The following is a 22,238-nucleotide window of genomic DNA, read 5'->3' as shown; positions in this document are numbered from 1 at the left end:
TTCCGCTCTCGTTTGCAGGAGCATGGGGAAACCAGGGTCCCCGCGCTCCCTGCAAGCGATGAGTGTCGGCATACCGTCAATATCGGACACCGTATGCGCCGAATGTCCACCCTGCTCGGCCTCGCCGCCGGGAGCGCGCTGGCGGCTGCGGGCGGCTTGCTCGGGGCGGCCTGGTACGTCAGCGCGCGCGTCAGCCCGGAGCCGCGCCGCACCTACCAGGATGCGTATTTTATGACCCCCTGGGAGCTGGATCTGCCTTTCGAGGAGGTGAGCTTCGCGAGCGCCGATGGTCTGCGCCTGCGGGGATGGTGGCTCCCCCGGGAGCGCCCCCGCGCAGTGATTGTCGGTTGCCATGGTCACTCCGGGCGCAAGGACGAGTTGCTTGGCATCGGCTCGCGCTGCTGGCGCGCTGGCTACAGTGTGCTGCTGTTTGACTTTCGCGGGCGCGGCGACTCCGATCCCTGGCCGCGAACCCTGGTGAGCCGCGAGGTAGACGACCTGCGCGCGGCGCTGGCATTCGCCCGCGGACGCGCGCCTGGTCTACGTCTGGCGCTTATCGGCTATTCGATGGGGGCCGCCGTGGCCCTCCTCGCTGCGCCCGACGAGGCGGACGTGGCGGCCGTCGTGGCCGATAGTTCGTTCACCTCAGGGCGTGACATTGTGGCCCACGCCCTGCGCCAGCAGTTGCGTGTGCCAGTCGGGGCGCTCCTGCGCGCCACCGACGAAGTGGTGTGGCGGCGGCATGGTTACCGCTTCACGCAGGCCCGCCCCATTGACGCCATCGGGCGTCTGGCGCCTCGCCCGGTGCTCATCATTCACGGCGCGGCCGATACGGTGACCCCGGTCGAACACGCCTGGCGCCTCTATGCTGCCGCTGGCGAACCACGCGAACTGTGGATCGTCGAGGAGGCCGATCACTGCGGCGCCTACTTCGCCGACCGGCCCGAATATTGCCGCCGCGTGGTGGGCTTTTTCGACCAGTACCTTGGCAGTATCGAGACGTGATCTTCGATATTCTCACCCTCTTTCCCGGCATGTTTGCCGGGCCGCTTAGTGAGAGCATCCTCAAGCGAGCCCGGCAGGCCGGGCTGATCCAGGTGCGCCTGCACAACATCCGTGACTGGGCTGCCGACCGCCATCGCACTACCGATGACGCGCCCTATGGCGGCGGCCCGGGCATGGTGATGAAAGCCGAACCACTGGCCGCCTGCATCCGCGCCGTGCTCGTCCTGCCGCCCGAGACCGCCGCGCCTCCCCCGGTGATCCTGCTGACGCCCGATGGCGAGGTCTTTACCCAGGCCACAGCGCAGGAACTGGCGGCCATGGAGCGCCTGGTGCTCGTCTGCGGGCGCTACGAGGGGATTGACGAGCGGGTGCGCGAGGCGCTGATCACCCGTGAGCTGAGCATTGGCGATTATGTGCTGACAGGCGGAGAACTGGCTGCCATGGTGGTGGTTGACGCCGTGGCGCGGCTCGTTCCCGGCGTGATTGACACCGAGTCGCTGGCCGAAGAGAGCCACAGTGATGGTCTGCTCGAATATCCGCACTACACCCGCCCGCCGGTCTGGGAGGGTCGCCCGGTGCCCCCGGTGCTCGTGTCCGGACATCACGGCGAGGTGGCGAAGTGGCGCCGGCGTGAGCGCCTGCGTCGCACCCTGCTGCGCCGGCCCGACTTGCTGGAGCGCGCCCGCGCAGCGGGACGGCTCACGCCCGACGATCTGGCGTGGCTTGCCGAGCTGGGGTGGGCGCCTGGGGAGTAAGGTGAACACAGGCGGTGACGGTCCTCACCCTCCCCCCGGCCCCCTCTTCTCAGGTGGAGGGTTTTTCAAGCGAGAAGCGATTTTCGGCATTCCAATGCGCTGACGATCCTCACCCCCCGCCCCCTCTCCCGCGAGCGGGAGAGAGGACAGTTGGGCGTCCCCTTGCCCCGGATGGCGCATGCGACGCGAGCATGCGCCGGAAAACCCTACACCTGAGAACCGGCCCCCTTCCCTCTCCACCGAAGGTGGAGAGGGAGGAGGCGCTGAGCGCAGCGAAGCGGGGGAGGGTAAGGACCGGCGCCCCGCAACAAATTCGCGCCGGTCGAGGCGAAACATCTCACGCCCCTACTTCTGCCAATCCTCCCAGAGGGCGGCGAAGCCGCCTTCAGGGTCATACCAGTAGCGTTCGGGATCAAGGGGCAGCGCGGGAGGGCCCGCGGGCGCGGGCAGGCGCCTCGTGCGCAGCCGGGCCGCGAAGGTTCGCACGGCCTCGGCGGCAGGTTTCTCGCGCCCGCCAGGGGCGACCAGGCCCATTGTGCGCGCCCACCAGGAGCGATCCAGCGGCGGGACGTTCCACACCTCCGGAGCAGGATCGGCGTACATCGGCAGGCACACGCCGGCGGCGCCGTCGCGGTACAATGCGGCAAGCGCCTCTTCGATCAGGGTGGCCTGCCGCTCTTCATCGAGCAGCGGATGCAGCACTGTCCGGCCGAAGATCTCGCTGGCGACCAGGCCGTTAGAGCCTGGAACAGTGGTGGGCACGCCCAGGTCGGTAACGATGACCGGGGGAGCGTTGCTATCTTCGGCCCGCGCCAGGGCAGCGGTCAGGGCATGCAGGAAGCGAATGCGGCGTGTATCGTCGAGGCGCTCCGTAACGGGGGGCGACCAGGCCGCCACCGACACTGCTACCTGACCCTGGTGGCGTACAATTTGCTCCGGCCGCAGCGTATCGCGGCGCTCCAGGCTCATCGCGCTCACGACGCCGATCACCCGGCGCGCCCCGTGGTCAAGGGCGCGCGTGGCCAGGTCGCCCCACCAGTCGGCGGCGGCCCGCGCCGAGGCCGGGCGGCGGATGCGCTCCATATCGGCGCCGATCTGCCAGGCAGCGGCGGCCGGGTGGCCGCTCAGGTTGCCAATGGTTTCGTGGAGCACCTGCCGCTGCGCCGCGAGCAACTCCGGCTCGCCGTAGAGGTCGCGCGGCGGTTCGGCGGAGTACTGCTCGCCGGCCAGCACGACCGGCTGGTCGGGAGAGGCCATCATAACCGGCGGGCCAAGGCGCCGGGCGAGTTGCAGATCGTGGGGCAGCCGGAAGCCTACGGCCCATGCGGGCAGGTGCAACGCGCTCCCCAGACTTGCGCCCAGCACGGCTACGACCGCCTGAAGGCCGTGCTCCGCAGCCTGATCGAGCGCTCGTTCCAGTCCTCGCAGGGCGGCAGTATTGACGCGCAGATCCGGCAGTACCTCGGCCCAGCGCAGTTCAAAGCGGACCCTGGTGAACCCCAGTTCGGCGATGTGACTGAGTTCGTCGCGGAGGGCCACGCTGTCGGCGTCGCTCCACGAGCAGAGGATGCGTTCAGCGTGGCGCCTCCGTCGCGGCCAGTAGGTGATGCCAAGAGAGAAGGTCTGCTCGCTCATAGGCGATTCCAGGTCGCTCACAGGTCGCTCAGGGGAAGGGATGTGAAGCAACCCTCAGGGTTGCCTTACACCCAGAGGGATCCATTACGTCCCTCCAATCAGCTACGGTCACCTCAGTATGAAGCATTATAACAAACGACACTTGCCGCAGGCCTCTCCGCCAGGCTGGCGGCTGGAGATTGTGGTTGCCGAGGGACTGGAGCCGCTGGCGCGGCGCGAATTGGGCCAGTTCGGTCGCGCCCTGCGTCTCGAGACCAACGAGCGCCCGGGCGTGATCCGGGCAAGCTACACCGGCGACCTCCGCGCGCTGCTGGGTTTGCGCCTGGCCTCGTCGGCCTACCTGGCGCGCCACTTCGCCGTGCCGCGGCCCCGCGCCCTGCTCGGCGACGAGCACCTGCGCCTGGCGCTGGCCGATTGCGCGACCGTACTGCGCCTGCATCCCCCGCACACCTTTCACTCGCTCTTCCTCAGCGCCGCGGGCGCTGATTCGAGCGTTCTGCAGCGCCTGAAAACCGAACTGGCGACGCGCCTGGGATTGGCCGTTGGCGTTGATGATGGAGACCTGCTGCTTCGCCTGCGCCGGGATGAGGCCCGGACGGGCTGGGAATGGCTCGTGCGGCTCTCCCCGCGCCCCCTGGCGACCCGTTCCTGGCGCGTCTGCAACCTGGAGGGCGCGCTGAACGGTCCGGTCGCCTGCGCGATGAACCTGCTCACCGCCCCTGCCGCAGAAGATGTGTATCTGAACCTTGGCTGCGGCTCGGGAACGTTGCTGATCGAGCGGCTGCTGCTGGCGCCGGCAAAGCGGGCCATCGGCTGTGACACCGACCTCCAGGCCCTGGCCTGCGCCCGCGCCAACCTCGATGCGGCCGGGGTGCGTGAACGGGCCGAGGTGCAACCCTGGGACGCCCGATCGCTCCCCCTCCCCGACGCCGCCGTTGATGTAATCACCGGCGATCTGCCCTTCGGCCATCTGGTTGGTTCGCATGCCCAGAATCTGGAACTGTACCCGGCGCTGCTGGCCGAGGCCGCGCGGGTGGCGCGCCCTGGCGCCCGCTGTGTGCTGCTCTCCCACGAGGTGCGCCTGATGGAGCGCCTCCTGGCCGACTCGCCAGTCTGGCGGGTTAACGAGACTATTCGTGTGGATCTAGGGGGCCTCTACCCGCGCATCTTCGTCTTGCGACGCGCGTAAGAGCGAAATAGCCGATGACCGTCTCCGGAAGGCGAACGCCGTGTATGCGCGTCATCCCCGGATCGCACCGGGACGCCATTGACGACAATCTTAAATCCCAAATCCACCATCCAAAATGGGATTACTGCTCTCCCGTGGCTTCGCGTTGCGCCGCGTGAATGCGCTCGGTGATATCGCGCACCGAGGCGAAAAGCATGTCGAGGGCCAGCAGTTCGCGGCGCTCAAGTTCCAGGATGCGAGCGATGTGCAACTGCTGCGCGTGCTCCAGGCGCGCCGTATCGCGGGTGAGGCGCTGCTCGAGTTCGCGCAGGAAGCTATCGAGGCGCTCGAGCCAGGTGGTCAGTTGGCGCAGATGCTGCTCATCGGCCTCCTGGAGGGCGCTGATCTTCTCGTCAGCCTGCAGACGCACGTCCTCCAGCCGTTCCTGATTCATCAGGAAACGCTCGGTAGAGATACGTTCAATGCGCTTGATGTCGGCAACGATATCAGGCAGCTTCGCCGCGACCTCGCTGATCTGTTTGGGCAGCGCTTCGGCGAACAGTTCAATATGCTGGCGAATATCATCAAGGCGGGCGATGCGCGAAGCATGCTCCTCAAGCACGCTATGCACGTCGGTAACCAGTTGCTGCGCCTCGACCGCCTGCCGTCGCAGGCTTTGCTTCTCAATCTGCAACTCCTCGGCCACGCGGCGCGTCTCCTGCACCGCGGCCGCGTCGGCCTCGCGCAGCCGGTCGAGCTGCAGCAGCACCTGGCGCTGGCGATCATCAAGCTCCTTGAGTTGAGACTGGAGCGTGGCGATCTGCCGTTCAGCCTGTTCAATGCGTCCCAGCCAGGGAGTCATAAAGTCGCGGTCCTGCTTCCGGGCCTCGGCCACCTGCTGGATCTGCGACTGCAGATCGCGAATAGGGCGAACGCCTTCCTCGATCTTTACCAGCGCTCCGGCCACCTCTTTCCGCAGGGCCACCACATCGCGCCGCACACTCTCGCCGGCCTGCCGCGTTTCCTCCACGTGGCGCTCGAAGAGACTCTGCACCTGCCCCGCCAGCGCCTCGGTTTTCCGCACCTGTTCCACCACCAGGCTGTACTTGTTGGATTGTTCCTTCAATAACCGGCGCAGTTCGTCAATCTGGCCCTGCAAGTAGACCAGTTGCGACTGCTCGTGGATCCGCAGGCGCTCCTCTTCGTATTTGGCGGTGAGATCCGGGTTGGTCATCGAACGTTCTTTCTTGTCCATACGGCTGCGCTGTGATGCAAAGAAGATGTTCCGGTAAGGAGCAGTCCTGCCACGCCCTCCTGAGAGGCTTCACGGGCGCAGGGCGGCCAGGGCGGCAGCCAGATCGAGCGCCCCGCTGTAGAGGGCTTTGCCGACGATAGCCCCTTCAATCTTAAGGCGCGCCAGACGCCGCAGATGCTCAATGCTGGCAATCCCGCCACTGGCGATGATTGCCGGGCCGTTGAGGCGTTGCAGTTCCGCCAGCGCCGCGAAGTTCGGTTCGGTCAGCGTACCATCTCGGCTGATGTCGGTGTAGATCACCCGGCGCACGCCGAGGTTGCCCATACGTGTTGCCAGCTCAGTCGCGCGCACCGGGGCCAGGCTGGTCCATCCCGCGGTGGCCACCTGACCATCACGGACGTCTATGCCGACGATGATCTGATCGGTGAAGCGCGCGACAAGCCGGGCCACCAGCTCGCTCTGTTCCACGGCGGCGGTGCCCAGGATCACCCGGTCAACGCCCAGGGCGAGCACTGCGCTGATGTCCTCTTCCCGGCGCAGCCCCCCGCCCAGTTGCACAGGAATGCCGACGGCCTGCACGATGGCGATCACCGCGTCCGTATTGGTCGGGCGGCCATTGCGCGCCCCGTCCAGATCCACCACGTGCAGGCGAGGGGCTCCCAGCGCTTCCCAGCGTCGCGCGACGGCCACCGGGTCCTCGCTATAGACGGTGGCCTGGGCGAAGTCGCCCTGGTAGAGCCTCACGCAGCGGCCGTCCTTCAGGTCAATAGCGGGGATAATCTCCATTGATCACCGTCCCTCGTCGCTTACTGATCCAGGGGAAGCCGGCGTCGGCGATTGCGCTCCGGCGAGCGTGACGAAGTTCCGCAGCAGTTGCAGCCCGCAGCGCCCTGATTTTTCGGGGTGAAACTGCACGGCGGCCAGGCGATCGCGAATGAGCACGCTGGGGAAGGCCAGGCCGTACTCGGTGCGACCGGCCACCACGGCTGGATCGTCAACGTCGCAGTAGTAGGAGTGCACGAAGTAAAAGTTGCTCCCATCGGGAATGCCGCTGAAGAGCGGATGGCTGGCGAAATCGGGAGCGTACCGCACCTGGTTCCAGCCAATCTGCGGGATCTTGCCCGCCGCATCGGGCAAGCGGCGCACTGTGCCGCCAATGATGCCCAGACAGGGGTGTGGCCCGAACTCTTCACTGGCGCCCAGCAGCACCTGCATCCCCACGCAGATGCCCAGGAACGGCCGGCCATCGGCGATCACCTGCGGCAGTACCGCGGCGATGCCCAGAGCTTCGAGACTGCGCATCGTATCGGCAGTCGCTCCGACCCCCGGCAACACCACTGCTGCGGCGGAGCGCACCACCTCCGGATCATCGGTGACGGTCAGGTCGGCCCCTACGTGGCGCAGGGCGCGCACCACATTTGGCAGATTCCCCGCGCCGTAGTTGATCACCGCGATGCTCATGCGACTCCTGCCTATTTCAGCAACGGGTGCCGTTCTTGAAGCACGGCAATCACCCGCTGGATCTCGGACAATGGCTCGACAGTGGTCACCTCGCCAATGGGGTCCGGCCCGGCGTCCTGGCCGAGGAGCAGGCGCAGCGAGGCCACTACGCAGGCGCTCAACGCCTCGAGGTTGTAGCCGCCCTCCAGCACCATCACGATCTGGCCGCCGCAGAGTTCATCGGCCAGACTGATCAGCGTTTGGGTGAGGTGCGCGTAGCCCCGCACCGAGAGCACCATCGGTCCGAGCGGATCGCTCCAGTGCGCGTCGTAGCCGGCGGAGACCAGGATCAGTTGTGGTTGGAAGCGCCGCAGGGCGGGTGCGATCACCTGCTCGAAGACCAGTTTGTAGCCCTGGTCGCCGGCGCCGAAGGGCAGTGGCAGGTTGAGCGTCGCGCCGGGGGCCTTCGCGGCGCTGCCCATCTCGCTGACACTGCCGGTGCCGGGGTAAAACGGCGCCGCGTGGGTGGAACAGAACAAGACCCGCGGTTCTTCGTAGAAGATATCCTGCGTGCCGTTGCCGTGGTGCACATCATAGTCCACGATGGCGACCCGTTGCAGACCGAAATGGTCGAGGGCGTAGCGCGCGGCCACGGCGACGTTGTTGAGCAGGCAGAAGCCCATGGCCCGTCCGGGGGTCGCGTGGTGTCCGGGCGGGCGCACCAGGGCGAAGGCGTTGTGCGCCTGGCGCTGCAACACCGCCTCGACCGCGTTGACCGCGCAGCCGGCGGCGAGCACGGCGGCCTCCCACGAGTCGGCGGTCACGTAGGTGTCAACATCGAACTGGCCGCCGCCATAACTGGCGAACTGGCGGATCTTGCGCAGCAGATCGGCAGTGTGGACGGCCAGCAGCGCCGCTTCGGGCGCCGGGCGCGGCGTGAGATGGTGCACGTACTGGCGCAGGCCGCTGCTATCCAGCGCGGCGCGAATGGCCTGGAGCCGCGCGGCCTGCTCGACGTGCCCGTGCCAGGTGTGGGCGTCAAAGGACGGATCGGTCAGAACTGCTGTAATGCGCATCGCTGCGAACTCCTGGCGCTGACGTGCTCGCGCCGCCCGCGGCACGGGGCTGAAAGCGACGGCGCTCGCCAGTGCGAATGCATAAGATGGCTCGTATTGTACCGCAGTTTGACATCTGGCGCGTATGCTGCTACGCTAAAGGCGTATCGGGGCGTGGCTCAGCCTGGTAGAGCACCGCGTTTGGGACGCGGGGGTCGTGGGTTCAAATCCCTCCGCCCCGACCACTGTCGCGCCGCCGCGTAGACCACACAACGCCGGCCGCCAGCGCATGCAGCGCCGGCGCCGGCGTTGTATTACGTAGGGAGAAGGAGAGGCGAGGCGTCGAGCCTCGCGGGGAGAGCATATGGCAACCATTCTGCTTGTGGAAGACGATACGACCCTCGCCGAAACCCTGCGCTACAACATGGAGCGCGAAGGCTATGGCGTCCTCATGGCCTCCGACGGTGTCCAGGGTCTGGAACTGGCCCGGCGCGAGCGTCCTGATCTGGTGGTGCTTGACATTATGCTCCCGCGCCTTGATGGCTTTTCGGTATGCCGCATTTTACGCCAGGAAAGCGACGTGCCGATCATGATGCTTACTGCGCGCCAGGACGAAGTTGACCGCATCGCCGGCCTCGAACTGGGCGCCGATGATTACGTCAGCAAGCCCTTCAGTCTGGGCGAGATGCTCGCCCGCATGCGGGCGATTATCCGCCGTAGCGAGCGGCGGCCCCGCCTCGGGCGCGAGGTGCTTGAGGCCGGCCCCCTCCGCGTGGATACCAGCAGTCGCCGCGCCTGGCGCGAGGGCCAGGAATTGACCCTCCCGCAGAAAGAGTTTGATCTGCTTGCCTGCCTCATCCGCAACCAGGGCATTGCGCTTTCTCGCGACCTGCTGCTCGAGCGCGTCTGGGGGCTGGATTTTGTCGGCGACAGCCGCACCGTTGATGTGCATATCCGCTGGTTGCGTGAAAAAATCGAACCGGACCCCAGCCGGCCCCGCTATATCCAGACGGTGCGCGGGGTAGGGTACCGTTTCGAGACCCCCGAAGTCTGAGCAATGACCACGCTCACGCTTGCGCTTGCCGCGGCGCTGGCGGCGAGTCTCGCCCTCAGCGTCTGGCTCTGGCGCCGCCTGGCCCGCGCCGCGCCGCCTCCAGCCGTTGCCACGCCCGCGCCACCTGAGGATCCGTTCGCTCTGCTCCAGCATCCCCTGTTCCAGAGCGCCATGGCGGCGCTCGACTCCGGGCTGATTGTGGTTGATCTGGAGCGCCAGATCCGCCTGGTTAATCGCCGGGCCGAAGAGTTGCTCGCGCCGTCCGTGAACGCCCTCGGCCAGGGCCTGATCATGCTGCTGCGCGATCATCAGGCCGACGCGCTGGTGGCGGAGACCCTCCGCGACGGCGAGGCTCGCGAGATGGCCATGAAGCCCATCGCCAGCGGCCGCACCCTGCGCGTGCAGTGCAGTCCGATCGTTCCCAACGGTCAGATCATCGGCGCCCTGCTGCTGATCCGTGACATCACCCAGTTGAGCATGCTTGAACGTTCCCGCCGCGACCTCGTGGCGAACGTCTCCCACGAATTGCGCACCCCCCTGGCCTCGCTCAAGCTCCTGGTCGAAACCCTGCAGTCCGATCCGCCACCCGATGTGGCCCGGCGCATGCTGGGGCAGATGGCCCAGGAAGTGGATGCCGTCACCCAGCTCGTTGACGAGTTGCACGAACTCTCGCAGATCGAGTCGGGACGGGTCACCCTGAAACTGACGCCAACGCCCATCCGCCCGATCGTCGAACGCGCCGTGGAGCGCATCAAGCCCCAGGCCGACCGCAAGCAGATCGCCATCGCCACCGAGTTCCACGACGCCGCATCGTGCGCCCTGATTGATGGCGACCGGGTCGGTCAGGTGTTGCTCAACCTGCTGCACAACGCGGTCAAGTTCAGCACCCCCGGCGGCCACGTGACGGTGCGCACGGAGCTGGTAAACCACAATGGCAACGGCGAGCACGACGACGGCTCTCCGGGCGGTCTCTGGCTGCAGGTGAGCGTGATTGACACGGGCATTGGCATCCCCGCCCAGGAACTGCCGCGCATTTTCGAGCGCTTTTACAAAGTGGATCGCGCGCGCACGCGCAACGCCGGAGGCACCGGGCTGGGCCTGGCCATCGCCAAGCATCTGGTGGAGGGGCACGGCGGGCGCCTCTGGGCCACCAGCGTCGAGGGCGAGGGCAGCACGTTCAGCTTCACCTTGCCCGCGGCCTGATCCGGGGCTGTGGGCGCCCTTCCTACAGGCAAGAGGATGGGGAAACCTGGTTCCCCCTTCTTATCGGCCCTCTTCATCAGCGATAAAAAGACAGGAAAGGAATTCTGTACACGAACCAGGTCCCCACGGCCGGCCACGCGACCCGGCCCGCCGGGCCGCGTGGCCGGCCCATGGCTTACTTCTTGCGGCAGATCGCCACCCCATCGCGCAGGGGAATGATCACCGAATCGAGTTGCGGATGGCTCATCAACTGGCGGTTGAACTGCTGGATGCCGCGCACCAGCGGCGGCGCGTCTTCTTCGAGCACCTGGGCGCTGCACAGCACATTGTCGGCGATCAACACCCCGCCGGAGCGCAGGCGCTCCACGCACAACTCCAACGCCAGAGGAGCCTGGGCCTCATTGGCCGCGCTGCGCAGAATGTCGAGAAACACCAGGTCGAAGTCGGCGTCGAGGGTGGGGATGATCTCCGTCCACTCGCCCTGGATGATTGTAATACGGTCCTGCAGACCCGCATCGGTAATCACCTTGGTCGCCAGCGCCACGCGATCAATACGGCGCTCCACCGCCGTCAGGTGGCCGCCGGTCTGTTCCAGCGCCCGCATCAGATGGATGGCGGCATACCCGGTGGTAATGCCCACTTCCAGCACCTTGCGGGCGCCGAGGATCAACGCCTGCAGATAGAGGAACTTGCCCTGGACCGGCCCCACCAGCGAGAGACCGTGCTGTAGCGCGCGGACCTCCAGATCCGCCAGCACCGGTTCGCGGGGAGGCATCAGTGCCATCAGGTAGTCTTCGATGGCGGTATTGGTAATATCGTAGCGCACGGGGAATCCTTTCTCTATGTTCTCGCCGCAGGCTGCCGCCTGCCGGCGCGCCGATGTTCCGGTCGTTCGCAACTCACGCAGATTGTAGCACATCGCGGCGTCCGGCGTCTTGCTCCACTATAGCAACATCCTTGCCGTTTTCGTATCAGAGTCTCTAGTCATCCCGTCGGGTTCTATGGTATAGTTCTGGAGTATTGCAACGTATAACACAACGCTCGGAGCAGGGGTCCCTCTGGCGACCTGCCGATGCGGAACGAAGGTGCCGTCGTGGCTGCAATCAGGATCCTGATCGCCGAAGACAACGATCTGGTCTCGCTCACCCTTGAGGAGCAACTCAAGGGGTTAGGGTATGACGTGATTGGCATTGCTCGTTCAGGCGCGGAAGCCGTGAGTCTGGCCGGGCGTCTGCGGCCGGATCTGATCATCATGGACATTCGCATGCCTGAGATGGAGGGCACGGAAGCCGCCAATCGCATTCGCGAGATCTATCCCGTTCCCATCATCATGCTGACGGCCTATGCCGATAAAGAGACAATCAAAAAAGCTGAGACCGCCGGTGCGCTGGCCTATCTGGTGAAACCGGTCAATGAGAACGAACTGCCCCCGGCGATCAACATCGCGCTGGCGCGCTTCCGCGAAATCCAGGCCCTGCGCCAGCAGGTTATGGACCTGGAAGAGTCGCTGGAGGCGCGCAAGCTGATCGAGCGCGCTAAAGGCATTCTGATGCAGCGCCTGGGCCTCAATGAACGCGACGCCTATGAGCGTCTGCGGCAGCGCGCCCGTGACAAGCGCGCCAAGATGAAGGACATCGCCCAGGCCATCATCGAAGCTGAAGAATTGCTCGGCCAGTGAGTCTTGACGGAACCCGGCGCCTGTGTTATAGTCGCCCCAGCGAAGCGTAATAAAAGGGCGGTTGCCGCATGGCACAGCGACTCCACAGCTTTTCTCGCTACTTTTATTACTTTACCAGCCCACATACGGCCTGGTTGCTTCGCACTGTCTAGACCTGTCACCGGTTGCCAGAGACAACTCGTACAGAGGGCGTGAAGCACCAGGCTTCACGCCCTCTCTGCTTGTCCACCACAGCAGGGAGGCCAGTTATGACCGTTCGGTGTCGCGGTGTCCGCGGAGCGACGACGTGCGAGGCCAACACCCGTGAGGCCATCCTCACGGCAACCCGCGAGTTGCTGGAGTTGCTTGTCGAGCGCAACGGGATTCACGTTGACGACATCGCCAGCGCCATTTTCACCACTACGCCCGATCTGAATGCCGAGTTTCCCGCCGTGGCCGCCCGCGCTATCGGCTGGACGGACACGGCCTTGCTCTGCGGTCACGAGATGGATGTTCCCGGCAGCCTGCGGAGCTGTATCCGCGTGCTCATCCACTGGAACACCGAGCGCCGCGCCGACGAGATTGTGCACGTATACATCAAGGGTGCCCAGAATCTGCGCCCCGATCGGGAGACCGCCCTGGCGGCCTTTCAGGCGCCGCCCGAGGTCTAGTGCCATTTCGGATTGTGAATTTTGGATTGCTGTAGTCGCTATGGCAATGATGCGCATGCACGATGTTCAACGGGAATTGGTATAAAGAGGCATGTGATGAGCCCCCAACCGACCACGGCCAGGACCGTACTGCGGGCGGTGTCGCCGCCCACGCTCGACCAGCGCTTTGTCGTCTCAGGAGAAGGAGTTGAGGCCATGATCGTCGTAATGCAAACCGGTTCGAACGACGCGCAGATCCAGGCGGTAATCGAGCGCCTGGAAGAACACCACTTACGCGGCCACCTGGTGCGCGGGGCCGAACGCACGGTGATTGGCGTGGTTGGCGCAACCATCCCGCCGACCCTGCGGGAAGAGCTCGAACACTTCGCCGGGGTCAAAGAGACCCTGCGCATTACCCAGCCCTACAAGCTTGTCTCGCGCGAACTGCGCCCCGCCGATACCGTGGTTGACGTAAGCGGCATCATGGTGGGCGGACACCGCTGCGTGGTCATTGCCGGCCCCTGCTCAGTGGAGAGCGAAGAGCAGATCATGGCTACCGCCCGGGCCGTGCGCGAAGCGGGCGCGACTATGCTACGCGGGGGCGCCTTCAAACCCCGTTCCTCGCCTTACACCTTTCGCGGGCTGGGTGAAGAAGGGCTGCGCCTGCTGGCCCAGGCGCGCGAGGAGACCGGCCTGCCGATCGTCACCGAGGTGATGGCGCCCAACGATGTGGACCTGGTAGCCCGCTACGCGGATGTCTTGCAGATCGGCGCCCGTAATATGCAGAACTATCAGCTCCTCGAAGAGGTCGGTCGCACCGGCATGCCTGTGCTGCTCAAACGCGGCCTCTCGGCTACCATCGAAGAGTGGTTGCTTTCCGCAGAGTATGTGGTGGCCCAGGGCAACCCCAACGTCATCCTGTGCGAGCGCGGCATTCGCACCTTTGAAACCGCGACGCGGAACACCCTCGACCTTAACGCTGTCGCCCTGGCCAAGCGCCGCACCCACCTGCCCGTAATTGTGGACCCCAGCCATGGCACCGGCAAGTGGTACCTGGCGCCCCCTCTGGCCCTGGCCGGCATTGCCGCAGGCGCCGACGGCATCATCATCGAGGTGCATCCCGACCCCGATCGGGCCAGATCCGATGGCGGCCAGTCGCTCAACCTGGAGAACTTCGCCGCCCTGATGCCGAAACTGGCCGCTGTCGCCGCCGCGGTGGGTCGGAGCCTGTGAGTGAGGTCTTCGCCCATTTCTTGACCACAGGTGGCGAGGGAGGGGTTGGGGAACGCAGCGAGGCGAGGGAGGGCGGGCCGAAAAAAGTTTTTTGCGCGCGTCGCCTCCCCCGGCCCGCCGGACGCCTGATGAGGATCAAGAAACGCATCCGGCGTACCGCCATGCTCCTTGCGGGGGCATGGCGCGCTGCGGGCTAAAGCCCTTGCTCAGGATACGGAAGCCACGCAGGGGATTGCATGAACTCAGCCAGGCTTTAGTCCGCAGCGTTCATGCATCAGGCGCCGGCTACTGTTGCGAAGCCGGCCTGCGCCGGCTCTGGCATGCTGCCCAGGCGGCTTTCGCAGGACGGTGGATAACCTGCGGCTTCAGTCGCCGGGCGAGGGGCCTCTGCGGACCGTTTCGTGGCGACCAGGCCGGGGAGGGTGAGGAGCGAGATCTCACAACCGGTTAAAAGATCATCGAGAACGTGATTTCCACACTTAACCGATCTGTAATTGACATTACAGACACTCGGCAGATATAATACGCGCGGTTTTGCCCTGCCTCTATCCAGGAGACGCATATTCACATGAAGCGTCGTACTGACCTGCGCAATGCCGCCCTTTCCGCGCTCATCGTTCTGGTCATTGCCTTCATTGCCTTGTACCAGTTGCCTGTTACCGCCGCGCCGCCCCAGGCGCCGCCGGGCGCTCCTCTCGCTCAGGTCCCGTTTACCTGGCTCACCACCAGCGGTACGCTTTCCGTCCAGCCGGGACAGAGCGGCTTCTTCGTTTCCGACTTGCGGAACGGCGGCGCCGATGCCGATTTTATCCTGCGCGTAGATAATCTCCCCACTGGGTGGACCGCCGATTTCTCGCCCGCCGCCAGTTTCCGGCTGGCCCAGAACCAGACCCAGCGCGTGACCGTGCGTATCAACGTCCCTGCCAACACACCGGTCGGCACATCCGCAAATCTGAACCTCGTCGCCCGGCGCGCCGCCGACAATGCTGAGACGACGGCATTTATCACCGTCAATGTGGTAGCGCCCCCCACTCCCACCAACACTCCCGTCGGCCCTACACCCACCCGTGGCCCGGTCTGCCGCGATGGGTTCGAAGATGACAACAATCCTGCCAGCGCCCGTAACATTGATATCAACACGGCCCAGGAACGGACCATGTGCCCGATCGGCGATGTGGACTGGCTGGTGTTCGGGGCCATTGCCGGCAAGGTTTACACCATCGATATTACACGCATGGATCCCGGGATTGATTTGACCCTCGAGCTGTTTGATCCGAATCTAAATAGCATTGCCTTCAACAGCGATTTCTTTAACCGCGACCCGGCCAATCCCAATCCCGGCGATACGCGCCCGCGCATTACCATCCGCATTCCGCAGGACGGGCGCTACTTCATCCGCGTGCGCGACTCGGCCGGGCGTGGCGGAACGAACTTTTTCTATGTTATCGCTCTCCTTGATGAGAGTTATGGCCCTACACCCACCACGTCGGCCTCGGTCTGCCTGGATATCTTCGAACCCGATGGACTGCCGGAACAGGCGCGCCTGATCACCTCGAATGAAATCCAGGAGAATCGTCGCCTCTGCCCCGATGGTGATGCCGATTGGGTGACGTTCTTTGGCAAAACGGGCAAACGTTACATTATCTATACCGATACGCGGCGCTACCGCGGCCGCATCGAAGTGAACCGCGACACCCAGGCCGGCGCCGATACGGTAATGGTGCTTGCCGATCGGGACGGGGTGAGCATTCTCGATTTCAATGATGATATCCCCGGCGGCGAGAGTCTCGACTCGCAGATCGAGTTTATCCCGGAGGTTGACGGGTTCTACTTTGTGCAGGTGAAGAATACCGGCGATATCGGCAACCAGTTCATTCGCTACGATCTGGTGTTGCTGTTGTGCACTCCAGGCCAGACTGATTGCGTCCGGGCGAACGTGCCAGGTCAGCCGGTATCGCCGATTACGCCAGGGCCAGTTGGTACACCGGGCCGGGACTTTAGCCTGGACGCGACGCCCACGCCGCGCCCATCCCCGTCTCCCGCGCCAACGCCGCGCTCTTGATACGGACCGCGACATAGAGCCGGTCTGGCTGCCTCCTGCGCGAGGGTCCGCGAGGCCGGGCAGGAATTCGCCCGCCTGATCGTCATCGGATGCCCTGGTTATCCGGGTAGGCTAGGCATGCGTTCCGTCGCCGATGAGACCCATGAGATCGAGTTGCTGGTGGCCGAACTGGCCGAGCGGATCGGGCCGCGCCGTCCAACCTCGGCTGAGGAGGCCCGCGCGGCAGCGCTCGTCAATGGGCGGCTGCGCCGCGCTGGGATGGGAGTGAGCGCCTATGAGTTGCGCGTGGTCCCTCGTGCGGGCGCGGTCTATGCTGTCTATGCAGCCCTGGGGATAGCCGGCGTAGGGCTGGCGTTCTTCGCGCCCTGGCTGGCGCTGCTCTGGGGGGCGGGCCTGCTGGCAATCGCCCTGACCGACGCCTTCGTGGCTCCTCTGCCGCCCCTCGGTCGCCGCCGTGTCAGCCAGAACATTGTCGGGACCCGCGCCGTCGCCGAAGCCGCCAGAACGCCGCCAGTCCAGCCGCGCTGGCGCGTGGTGTTGCTCGCCCCGCTTGACACGCCTCCGCTGCGCCGCGGTATCACCGTCCTTGCCGGAACGGCACGCAGCGGCGTTCTGGTCCGGCTGGCTGCGGCTGTGCTGCTGGCTGGAGGCGCGCTGGGGGCCGCGCTGCTGCCCGGGCCGTGGTGGCTCCTTCACGGGAGCGCCGGATTGCTCTTCGGTCTGATCCTGATCGGGGCGACCCGCCCCTGCGTTCCCGATCCGTCCGATGGGGGCCGTGCCGCGCTGGCGGCGCTGGTAGCCACAGCAACCCGTCTGGAGGCGCTGGCCCGCGCCGAGGTGTGGGCCGTGGCCGTGGGCGCCGCCAGCAGCGATCCCTGGGGGGTGATCAGTTTACTGCGGCGCTATCCCTTCGAGCGTGAACGCACCCTGGTCATCGCCCTGGATGCGCTGTCTGTCGGTCAGCTCGTCTACGCTACCGCCGAGGGGGCGCTCCGCAGCCAGGCGACGGATCCCCTGCTGGTGCGTCTGGCCGCCGCCGCCGATGCCGCCGATCCGCAGGTTGACGCTGATCCGCGCTGTATCGCCACTGAGAGCGCGCTTGCTGCGCCTCTTCGCCGCCTGGGGTATCGAACCCTCACCGTGACGGCCGGCGCCGCTCCCGGCGCCGCTTCTGACGCCGCACCTGCCGATACGCGCCTGGTCGAACGGGCCGCGCGTCTCGTCGCCGGTCTGGTGCGCCAGATTGATGCGGAGCCGTGAGGCGCGCGTTCAGGTTTGCCGCAGAGCACGCAGCGGGTGAGCTTTTTGAAGCCCTCAGCGCTCGCTGCGGCAAGAATGTGTTCAATATCGCCGTGAGCGTCACTTGCAAAACGCCCCTGGACGTGGTAGGATCGGCCTATCCTTGACCGCTCGTGAGCGAGTATGTGTTTTGAGCCAACACGGTTTCGATGGGAGCCCTGCGCTCATAAGCTGAGCTGTGCGGCGGGCCGCAGATGCTCACAGGCGGGCGCCCACCTGCGCTGCGCAGGTTCGAAACAGACTCGCTCACGGCGGGCCGGGGAGGGTCGCCATCGTGACAGATAGGGCAGTTCCGCACTTCACCCCGGCACGCCTCCATCGTCATGCTCTACCTTTTCTATGGCCCCGACGAGTTCAGCCGCAGCCAAGCCCTGGCGGCGTTGCGCGCCGCTCTGCCTCCTGATGTCGCCGAGATGAATAGCGTTCGTCTCGATGGGCGCCGGCTCAAGCTCGAGACCCTTGCGCTCGCCTGTGAGGCGCTGCCCTTTCTGGCCGATCGCCGCCTGGTGATCGTGTCGGATGCCCTCAAACATGCCCGGGCGGGCAAGGAACGCGAGGAGTTGCGGGCCTACCTTGAACGGGTTCCCGCGTGGTGCGATCTGGTCTTCGTAGAGAACGAGGACGTGGATCGGCGCAGCATTCTCTTCACCTACCTGAAGCAGGCGGGCGAGGTGCGCGAGTTTCCGCTGCCCGAAGGTCCCGCCTTGCTGCGCTGGCTGGCCGAGCGCGCCGCCGCTCAGCAGGCCCGTCTGGCCCCCGATGCCGCCGCCAGACTGGTAGAACTGGTGGGCAACGATACGCGCGCCCTGGCGACCGAGGTGGAGAAGCTCGCCACCTATGCGGGCCGCGGAAAGACCATTGATGTGGCAGCGGTACAACTTCTGGTGGAGGATCGGCAGGAGCAGAACCTGTTCGCCTTCATTGACGCATTAAGCGCCCGGCGGCCCGGCCCGGCGCTGCGGGGCGCGCGCGCGCTGCTCGAAGACGGCCAGGCGGCAACCTACGTGCTCTTTATGCTGGCCCGGCAGATGCGCGTTCTGCTGGGGGTGCAGGCGCTCGCGGCCCGGCAGCTCCGCCCGGAGGCGATTGCCGCCGAGTTGAACCTGAAACCCTTCGTGGCGCGCAAGGCGATTGACCAGGCGCGCGGTTTCGGTCCGGGTGAGCTTGAACGCCTGCACGACCGGCTGCTCGAACTCGACGTGGCCACCAAGACCGGACGCCTCCAGGCCGAGGTGGCCCTGGAGTTGTTTGTCGCCGAGGCGTGCCGGTGATCTGATTTTAGAGTTTGGATTTTGGATTTGGGATTGCTGATTGGGACGTCAAAGTGAGATAATGGTGAAACGCTCCGGCTTATACATAAAGTCTGGGAGGGCAAGGCCCTCCCAGCAAATCGTTATTGCCGGTCTGATGCAGTAGCGTAAGGCAAGGCAGGTAGGGGAGGCGCGATTCCCATGGATTAGGAAATGCGGCGGGGGATGCCAGATCGCAATCAGGCGCTCGCCGCTCGTGCCGCGTTGAACTTCTTCATCAGGCGCGACTTGCGGCGCGCGGCATTGTTCTTGTGGATGATGCCCTTAACCGCAGCCTTGTCGAGGGTGCTGCACGCCTCGCGCACCAGGGCCTCGTCGGGCGTGCCGCTGTAGATTGACAACTCAGCCTTCTTAATCAACGTCTTGACGCGCGAGCGATACATCACATTCCGCTGGCGCTTGCGTTCGTTGCTGCGAATGCGCTTCTTTGCCGATTTCGTGTTCGCCAAGGGACCTTTCCTCCAGTATAATCTAGCGCCGGTCGGGGCAACTGGTTTTCCGCGCACCTCTGCACCGTGGGAGGAGCCGGGAGCGTAAAGCCCTCCTGCGAAAACCTCGTTTTCCTCCCGTTATGCGCGGCGCAGCCGCTGCTATACATGGGAACCAGGCGCCCGCCTGGCTCTGCCGGGAGGGCGCCGGCTATCCCGGTACATGATTGCCTGACGCTGAAGTATACCAGAAGGGCACCCGCCGTGCAACTCTCGTCGCGGCTACGGCGCGTCTCAACGGGCGCCGCGCGCAATAGCCTGATCGTCATGGGCGGCTTTGTGCTTAGCCGCGTAACGGGCCTGGCGCGCGACATCGTGGCGACGTACTTCTTTGGCACCAGCGCAGCGGCGGCGGCCTATCGCGCCGCATTTTCAATTGTCGATCTGCTGTACCTGATCATCATTGGCGGCGCCCTGGGCAGCAGCTTTATCCCCGTGTTCATCGAGGTCTGGGAACGGGACGGGCAGGAGCGGGCCTGGCGCCTCGCCAGCGCCGTGGTTACCTGGTCATTGCTGGCGCTGGCTGCAGCGAGCGCGGCGGTCTTCGTCGCCGCGCCGCGGGTGGTGACGCTGCTCTACGGCGGGCGCGGCTTTGATGCCGCGACCCTCGATCTGACCGTGGCCCTGGCTCGCTTCTTTCTGCTGTCTCCGCTCTTGCTGGGTCTTGGCGGACTGGCCATGGCTGCGCTTAACGCACGCGAGCACTTTGCGATGCCGGCTCTGGCCCAGTCGGTATACAATCTTGGCATCACCCTGGGCGCGGCGCTGGGCGGCATGCTGGGCCTGGGCATCTGGGGCATGGCCTGGGGGGTGGCGATCGGCGCGCTTGGCTACCTGCTGGTGCAACTGCCGCCTCTGTGGGGCATGGGGATGCGCCTGCGGGTGTCTCTGGGGCGCGGCATGGAGGAGGTGGGGCGCATCGCCCGCCAGATGGGGCCGCGGGTGGTTGGCCAGGCCGCCGCCTACCTGAGCATCGTGGTCACCCTGGCCCTGGCTGCCCGCCTGCCTGCTGGCGATGCCAAAGTGGCCGGATTGGGCTACGCCTACCAGTTGATGCTGCTGCCCTACGGCATCTTTTCGCTCAGCCTCAGCCAGGTGGCCTTTCCGCGCCTGGCCCGTCTGGTGGCCGAGGGGCGCCATGCCGATCTGAGCGCCGATGTGCGTCAGACCCTCGCCACTATTCTCTGGCTGACCTTGCCGGCCACCGCCGCGCTGCTGGCGCTCGGCTTTCCCCTGGCGCGGGCGCTCTTCGAGCGCGGCGCTTTCGATGCCCGCTCGCTGGAGCATACCACGCAGGCCCTGGCGGGCTACGCTCTCGCTCTGCCCGCCTTCGCCGCCTCGGAGATCCTTATCCGCGCCTTTTTTGCCATGCAACGCACCTGGACGCCGGTGCTGGTGGGGGTGTTCCAGGTTGCGCTGAACCTGACCCTCGGGGTGAGCCTTCTGCGCCTCGGCGGGGACGTTGGCGCCCTGGCCTTCGCCTTCAGTATCGCCAACACTATCGAGGCGCTCGTGCTCTTCGCGCTGCTGGGGACGACGCTTCCCGGTCTCTGGCGCGAGCGGCGGCTATGGGGATCGCTCGGCGCGTCCCTGGCCGGGGCGCTGGTCCTGGGCGCGCTCCTTATCGGCCTGACCGCAGCCTCGCGCCATATGCTGCCCGCCCTGAGCGCCGACCACCCTTACCAGTGGACCCGTGACCTGCCGCTCTTGTTGCTCTGGCTGGCGGGCGTGGGCCTTGCTGGCGCGCTGGTCTACCTGGGGCTCACCTTCGCGCTGGGCGCGGGGCCGGCCCGCGCCGTAGTTGCGCGCCTGCGAGGAGGGTAGGCCGAGGAATGGAGAGGCCGGGTTCACCGTGCGGGCAATCCGGAAGGTTGCCCGCTATTTGTTTCCGGATGGATGACGGAAATCGCCGTTTGCCTGGATCATTTGCCCAGCAACCGCTCGTAGAGCGCCTTGAAGCCGCCGCCGAGTTGATCGTAGCCAAAGCTGGCCACCACCTTCGCCCGCCCGTGCTCGCCGAAGCGGCGGCGCAGCGCCGGATCCTCGCCGAGAACGCGCACCTTTTCGGCATAGCCGGCCACATCGTCGCGGGCCACCAGGAAGCCGTTCAGCCCATCGTCCACCACTTCGGGCAGGGCCGAGGCATTGGTCGTGACCACGGGCCGCCCGCAGGCCAGGGCCTCGGCGGGGGCGATGCCAAAGCCTTCCAGGCGTGAGGGGAAGAGCAGCAGGTCGCAGCTCTGGTACGCCGCCACCAGGCCCGCGCGGTCGGGCGAGCCGATGGGGATCATACGCGGGTGCGGCGGCCTGCTGTCGCGCCCCTGAAAGCCGCTGGTATAGTAGAGCGCATAGTCCGGCGGCAAAAGGTCCATAATCTTTGGCAGCAGATCGAAGCCCTTACGCCGGGTGCGGTTGCCCACGAAGAGCAGCCTGATCCGCGCCGTCGAGGGCGGCAAGCCATCGTCGCGGCGCGCCAGCCCCGGCGTGGGCGCGAACACGTCGGTGTCAATGCCGTCAAAAATGATGATGCTATCGGCGCGGCCGTAGGTGCGCTCGACCTGCCGCCGGGTAAAGCGGCTCACGCAGACCACGGCGTCGGCGTAGGCGATGGAGAGACCGTCGTAGCGCGCCTCGACCAGATGGTAAAACAGGCGTTGCGCGAAGGAGCTGTAGGGCCGCAGGTCGGGGTCGGTGGTCAAATGGTGTACGGTGGTGACCACCGGCAGCCCGGTTGCCCCGAAGCTGAAGGCCACCCGCGAGCGCCCCTGGATGAGGTCGAAGCCGCGCCACCAGCCCTCCGGCATGGCCCTGGGGATGAGCATCGGCAGGAAGTTGTAGATCTCGGGCAGGCGCAACAGTTCGGGGCGCAGCCCTGCAGCGCGCACGGCGCGGGTAATATTCTGGATGCCGAAGTCAACGCCGCCCCGGCCTACCGGGGAGATGTACAGAGGGCGGATGGTCATGGCTGT

20 protein-coding genes and 1 tRNA gene are annotated in these 22,238 nt (G+C 65.8%); 13 read left to right on the top strand and 8 right to left on the bottom strand.

What is annotated here, in order from left to right; all coding sequences use genetic code 11:
* The first annotated feature begins 93 nt into the window (after positions 1-93).
* Together NZU74_16770 and trmD are read left to right on the top strand one after the other, a co-directional pair.
* Complete coding sequence (locus tag NZU74_16770) at positions 94-1,005, top strand: alpha/beta hydrolase (GenBank protein MCS6882985.1); 912 nt, start codon at positions 94-96, stop codon at positions 1,003-1,005.
* Positions 1,002-1,760: a tRNA (guanosine(37)-N1)-methyltransferase TrmD gene (trmD, locus tag NZU74_16765; GenBank protein ID MCS6882984.1), complete on the top strand. Its 759-nt coding sequence runs from the start codon at positions 1,002-1,004 to the stop codon at positions 1,758-1,760. Before NZU74_16770 ends, trmD begins: the two co-directional genes overlap by 4 nt.
* Positions 1,761-2,105: 345 nt before the next feature.
* On the opposite strand, the gene NZU74_16760 is transcribed toward trmD, so the two are convergent.
* Complete coding sequence (locus tag NZU74_16760; protein MCS6882983.1) at positions 2,106-3,395, bottom strand: hypothetical protein; 1,290 nt, start codon at positions 3,393-3,395, stop codon at positions 2,106-2,108.
* A gap of 118 nt (positions 3,396-3,513) precedes the next feature.
* On the opposite strand from NZU74_16760, the gene NZU74_16755 reads away from it, so the two are divergent.
* Complete coding sequence (locus NZU74_16755) at positions 3,514-4,584, top strand: methyltransferase domain-containing protein (protein MCS6882982.1); 1,071 nt, start codon at positions 3,514-3,516, stop codon at positions 4,582-4,584.
* Between the two features lie 121 nt (positions 4,585-4,705).
* Here NZU74_16755 and NZU74_16750 read toward each other — a convergent pair whose 3' ends face one another.
* The 4 genes from NZU74_16750 to NZU74_16735 all read right to left on the bottom strand — a co-directional run bounded on the left by NZU74_16750 (position 4,706) and on the right by NZU74_16735 (position 8,334).
* Positions 4,706-5,818, bottom strand: a complete 1,113-nt coding sequence (locus NZU74_16750; GenBank protein ID MCS6882981.1) for a hypothetical protein — start codon at positions 5,816-5,818, stop codon at positions 4,706-4,708.
* A gap of 69 nt (positions 5,819-5,887) precedes the next feature.
* Positions 5,888-6,604, bottom strand: a complete 717-nt coding sequence (hisA, locus tag NZU74_16745) for a 1-(5-phosphoribosyl)-5-[(5-phosphoribosylamino)methylideneamino]imidazole-4-carboxamide isomerase (GenBank protein MCS6882980.1) — start codon at positions 6,602-6,604, stop codon at positions 5,888-5,890.
* Between the two features lie 3 nt (positions 6,605-6,607).
* Positions 6,608-7,279, bottom strand: coding sequence for an imidazole glycerol phosphate synthase subunit HisH (gene hisH, locus NZU74_16740; GenBank protein MCS6882979.1), 672 nt, complete (start codon positions 7,277-7,279; stop codon positions 6,608-6,610).
* Positions 7,280-7,290: 11 nt separating this feature from the next.
* The gene (locus NZU74_16735) at positions 7,291-8,334 is read right to left on the bottom strand and encodes a histone deacetylase (protein MCS6882978.1); all 1,044 of its coding nucleotides are present in this window, start codon (positions 8,332-8,334) and stop codon (positions 7,291-7,293) included.
* A 147-nt stretch (positions 8,335-8,481) separates the two neighbouring features.
* Between NZU74_16735 and NZU74_16730 the strand changes: the two genes are divergently transcribed.
* The 3 genes from NZU74_16730 (at position 8,482) to NZU74_16720 (ending at position 10,570) form a co-directional block, all read left to right on the top strand.
* A tRNA-Pro gene (locus tag NZU74_16730) sits at positions 8,482-8,558 on the top strand.
* Between the two features lie 119 nt (positions 8,559-8,677).
* The gene (locus NZU74_16725) at positions 8,678-9,367 is read left to right on the top strand and encodes a response regulator transcription factor (protein ID MCS6882977.1); all 690 of its coding nucleotides are present in this window, start codon (positions 8,678-8,680) and stop codon (positions 9,365-9,367) included.
* A gap of 3 nt (positions 9,368-9,370) precedes the next feature.
* Complete coding sequence (locus tag NZU74_16720) at positions 9,371-10,570, top strand: cell wall metabolism sensor histidine kinase WalK (GenBank protein MCS6882976.1); 1,200 nt, start codon at positions 9,371-9,373, stop codon at positions 10,568-10,570.
* Positions 10,571-10,745: 175 nt separating this feature from the next.
* Here NZU74_16720 and NZU74_16715 read toward each other — a convergent pair whose 3' ends face one another.
* The gene (locus tag NZU74_16715) at positions 10,746-11,396 is read right to left on the bottom strand and encodes an O-methyltransferase (GenBank protein ID MCS6882975.1); all 651 of its coding nucleotides are present in this window, start codon (positions 11,394-11,396) and stop codon (positions 10,746-10,748) included.
* Between the two features lie 267 nt (positions 11,397-11,663).
* Between NZU74_16715 and NZU74_16710 the strand changes: the two genes are divergently transcribed.
* The 6 genes from NZU74_16710 to holA all read left to right on the top strand — a co-directional run bounded on the left by NZU74_16710 (position 11,664) and on the right by holA (position 18,742).
* Positions 11,664-12,248 (top strand): response regulator, encoded by a 585-nt coding sequence (locus NZU74_16710; GenBank protein MCS6882974.1) that lies wholly within the window; start codon positions 11,664-11,666, stop codon positions 12,246-12,248.
* Positions 12,249-12,496: 248 nt separating this feature from the next.
* Positions 12,497-12,898: a chorismate mutase gene (aroH, locus tag NZU74_16705; protein ID MCS6882973.1), complete on the top strand. Its 402-nt coding sequence runs from the start codon at positions 12,497-12,499 to the stop codon at positions 12,896-12,898.
* 96 nt (positions 12,899-12,994) lie between these two features.
* Positions 12,995-14,110, top strand: coding sequence for a 3-deoxy-7-phosphoheptulonate synthase (aroF, locus tag NZU74_16700; protein MCS6882972.1), 1,116 nt, complete (start codon positions 12,995-12,997; stop codon positions 14,108-14,110).
* Between the two features lie 568 nt (positions 14,111-14,678).
* The gene (locus NZU74_16695; GenBank protein ID MCS6882971.1) at positions 14,679-16,172 is read left to right on the top strand and encodes a pre-peptidase C-terminal domain-containing protein; all 1,494 of its coding nucleotides are present in this window, start codon (positions 14,679-14,681) and stop codon (positions 16,170-16,172) included.
* Positions 16,173-16,289: 117 nt separating this feature from the next.
* On the top strand, positions 16,290-17,432 hold the full coding sequence (locus tag NZU74_16690) for a hypothetical protein (GenBank protein MCS6882970.1): 1,143 nt from the start codon (positions 16,290-16,292) through the stop codon (positions 17,430-17,432).
* 362 nt (positions 17,433-17,794) lie between these two features.
* A complete protein-coding gene (gene holA / locus NZU74_16685) occupies positions 17,795-18,742 on the top strand; it encodes a DNA polymerase III subunit delta (GenBank protein MCS6882969.1) in 948 nt (315 codons plus the stop codon).
* 218 nt (positions 18,743-18,960) lie between these two features.
* Here holA and rpsT read toward each other — a convergent pair whose 3' ends face one another.
* The gene (gene rpsT, locus NZU74_16680) at positions 18,961-19,230 is read right to left on the bottom strand and encodes a 30S ribosomal protein S20 (GenBank protein ID MCS6882968.1); all 270 of its coding nucleotides are present in this window, start codon (positions 19,228-19,230) and stop codon (positions 18,961-18,963) included.
* A gap of 243 nt (positions 19,231-19,473) precedes the next feature.
* Between rpsT and murJ the strand changes: the two genes are divergently transcribed.
* Entirely contained in the window at positions 19,474-21,093 is a 1,620-nt protein-coding gene (gene murJ / locus NZU74_16675) for a murein biosynthesis integral membrane protein MurJ (GenBank protein MCS6882967.1), read from the top strand.
* Positions 21,094-21,191: 98 nt separating this feature from the next.
* Here murJ and NZU74_16670 read toward each other — a convergent pair whose 3' ends face one another.
* Positions 21,192-22,232 (bottom strand): glycosyltransferase family 4 protein, encoded by a 1,041-nt coding sequence (locus NZU74_16670; GenBank protein MCS6882966.1) that lies wholly within the window; start codon positions 22,230-22,232, stop codon positions 21,192-21,194.
* Positions 22,233-22,238: the final 6 nt, after the last annotated feature.

The sequence above is a fragment of the Chloroflexaceae bacterium genome (assembly GCA_025057155.1).
GTDB lineage: Bacteria > Chloroflexota > Chloroflexia > Chloroflexales > Chloroflexaceae > JACAEO01.
The sequence above is the reverse complement of the archived record's forward strand: the minus strand, read 5'-3'. Positions and strand labels throughout refer to the sequence as shown.